The sequence below is a fragment of the uncultured Croceicoccus sp. genome, assembly GCF_947496385.1.
GTDB lineage: Bacteria > Pseudomonadota > Alphaproteobacteria > Sphingomonadales > Sphingomonadaceae > Croceicoccus.
Genome location: NZ_CANMCP010000034.1, coordinates 1 through 2,861, shown reverse-complemented (window position 1 = coordinate 2,861; position 2,861 = coordinate 1). Strand labels below are relative to the sequence as shown.

The 2,861-nt window shown below is 58.5% G+C and carries 2 protein-coding genes and 1 pseudogene; 2 read left to right on the top strand and 1 reads right to left on the bottom strand.

What is annotated here, in order from left to right:
- Positions 1-105 precede the first annotated feature (105 nt).
- Positions 106-1,085: pseudogene (locus Q0897_RS15910) on the top strand (nitronate monooxygenase).
- A gap of 139 nt (positions 1,086-1,224) precedes the next feature.
- Here the strand turns inward: Q0897_RS15910 and Q0897_RS15905 are convergent.
- Positions 1,225-2,172 carry a DMT family transporter gene (locus tag Q0897_RS15905; RefSeq protein ID WP_299310384.1) on the bottom strand — a complete coding sequence of 316 codons (948 nt, stop codon included), beginning with the start codon at positions 2,170-2,172 and terminating at the stop codon, positions 1,225-1,227.
- 76 nt (positions 2,173-2,248) lie between these two features.
- On the opposite strand from Q0897_RS15905, the gene Q0897_RS15900 reads away from it, so the two are divergent.
- On the top strand, positions 2,249-2,722 hold the full coding sequence (locus tag Q0897_RS15900) for an Lrp/AsnC family transcriptional regulator (protein ID WP_299310382.1): 474 nt from the start codon (positions 2,249-2,251) through the stop codon (positions 2,720-2,722).
- Positions 2,723-2,861 lie beyond the last annotated feature (139 nt).

Genomic DNA, 2,861 nt, shown 5'->3' with positions numbered 1-2,861 from the left:
TGGGCCGGTTGCGGACCGTCCGGTTCTAGATGAGCAAGCGCACAAAGCGGCCATTCGGCTTCCATACTCATCGTGGTCCTTTGCTGTCGGGTGCATGTCGGCTACATGACCAGTCTCCAGCAGCTCAGCGTTGCAATACCGATCGTGCAAGCTCCGATGGCCGGGATCGCGACACCTGACCTTGCCGCAGCTGTCTGCGAAGCTGGTGGGCTTGGGTCGATCGGCGTGGGTGCCACCGATGCTGACGGTGCACGCGCAATGATAAATGCAACCCGCACCCGAACCGACCGACCATTTAACGTGAACCTGTTCGTGCACGCGACAGCCAAAGCCGATGTCCTGCGCGAGCAGCAGTGGCTGCAAGCCCTTCGTCCTTTGTTCGATCAGTATTCCACCGAGCCGCCGAGCGCATTGCAGACGATCATTTCGGCGTGCCCGCGGCTGATTGGATCACGGCGTTTAAATCGGTTGGATGCACTCTGATCGTCTCCGCGACATGCCTGGATGAAGCGCGGAAGATCGAAGCCGCTGGTATAGACATGATTGTGGCACAGGGCTGGGAAGCGGGCGGACATCGAGGGATGTTCGATCCTGCGCTGCCCGACGATCAGCTTGGGACGATGGCGCTCACACACATGCTCGTCGCGCACACCTCGGTGCCGGTCATTGTCGCCTGCGGGATCATGGATGGTGCTGGAATCCGCGCGGCGCTTGATTTGGGGGCAGTCGCCGCGCAGCTCGGGACAGCGTTCATCGCCTGCCCCGAAAGCAGTGCCGACGAAGCGTATCGCGCTGCCCTGAACGGCGAGGGGGCGAGACATACCGTCATGACACGGGCGATCTCGGGTCGCCCCGCTCGTTGCTTGGCCAATCAGTTTACCAAGTGGGCTGCGGGAGATCGTCATGACGTCCCTGATTACCCAATTGCCTATGATCCGGGAAAAGCGCTGAACGCTGCTGCCAAGTCTGCGGGAGAAAGCGGCTTCGGAGCACATTGGGCGGGTCAGGGAGCACCGCTCCATCGCGCCATGCCAGCGTCGAGCCTAGTAGCCAAGCTGTGGCATGAGGCGGGCCGACCTATTTAGCTTGGCTGTGGTCCGCGCCCGTATTCCACCCCCCTCGATTACAGATGCGCGGAACTAGAAATCTGCCAACACCTGCTGAATGGTTTCTTGATAGATCTTGGTCCATTTGCGAACCATCTGGAATTAACTCTGTGGGCGGTCATGAAAGATCTCGCAAACTTAGTTTACCAGAAGTCTGCTCTACACCAGTCTGGGCTTGTGAGATCCTCGCTTCACGATTGATACCGCTTGAGCTGAGGCCTGCTCCGGCCGACGCGAGAACGATCAGGCCAATTGCCGCCCATTGGGAGATGCCGAGAACTTCGCCGAGAACGAGCGTCCCGATCAAGGCGCCGATTGCCGGTTCCGCGCTCATCATCGTGCCAAAGGTGTTTGAAGGCAGCTTGCCCAAGGCGACCATTTCAAGGCTGTAAGGAATTGCGCTGGACACGATCGCGACAATCAGTCCGAGCATGAGAACAACCGGAAGCAGCAGGTCCTGGCCCGCTTGCGCGATGCCGATAGGCGCAGCGACAATTGCAGCCACGATCATGCCAGCGGCGCTGGCAGCGGGCCCATGCTGCTCCCCTGCGCGTTTGCCGGTGATTATGTAGCAAGCCCAGAACAGACCAGCCAATGCTGCCAGAAGGAGCCCCCGATAATCCAGCGCAGTGGCAGCCGAATGTATGGGGAGGAGCATGGCGAGGCCAGTTCCGGCCAGTCCGATCCAGACAAAGTCGGCTTTCTTCCGTGAGGTGGCGATAGCCACGCCGAGGGGGCCGACGAATTCGATGGCTATCGCAATACCCAGAGGTATGAATTGCAACGCCGAATAAAGGGCCAGGTTCATGCCTACGAGGCACAGCCCATAGATGCCCAACGTTCGCCAATTGCCTTTCAGCGAAAGTCGCCAAGGCCGGAATACCAGGGCCATGATCACTGCCGCAAAGCCAAGTCGCAAAGCCGTGGCTCCGGACGGTCCTACCAATGGGAACAACTGCTTGGCGATTGTGGCTCCGCCACTGATACACGTCATCGCGACCAGCACCGCGCCGATGGCCATGAGTTTTTCCGTGGTTTCAAAAGGGAGGGATCTGATTTTTTCCATCGCTTCATTTTAGTGTCGACTGAATTTAATCGTGCTCGAAGTTGAAGCGTTTGCGATAAAGTTTATCGAGTAAGCGATGTCCGCTGAAAAATCCGATCTCGACACATTCGACCTGCACTTGCTCGAACTACTGCAACGCGATTCGCGTCAGCCTGCCTCGGTGCTTGCGGAGACGGTCGGTCTTTCTGCGCCGGCCTGCTATCGCCGTATCAGGCGCTTGCGCGAAATCGGTGCGATCGAAGGCGAGGTCGCGATCGTGAAGCCGCGGACGCTCGGTTGGAACCTGTCCGTCATCGTCACCGTGATGCTCGACCGCGAGGACGGTCCGACAATCCGCGAGCTGATGGCGAGGATCGTGGACCACCCCCAGGTGATCGACTGCACAAATGTCACGGGAGAGATCGACTTGTTTGTCCGCATGGTGGCTCGTAACATGGAACATTACGACGATGCCGTGATTGAGCTTTTCGCCAACGACGAACGCGTGCGGAGTTTCAAGACATTCGTCGTTATTCGCCAAGCCCACTCAGCGCCCACCTCGCTAAGGTGAAAGAAGTCACCATTCGCTGAATGGCGAAGCAGATCATCTGCCTTCGAATGTCTCGCTATCTGTCTTCTTAGGCTGTAATTCGGGCGCCAAGCTGAACTGCAGTTATTTTGGTGAAGCGGCTCGACGGCTCTTGGGCCGG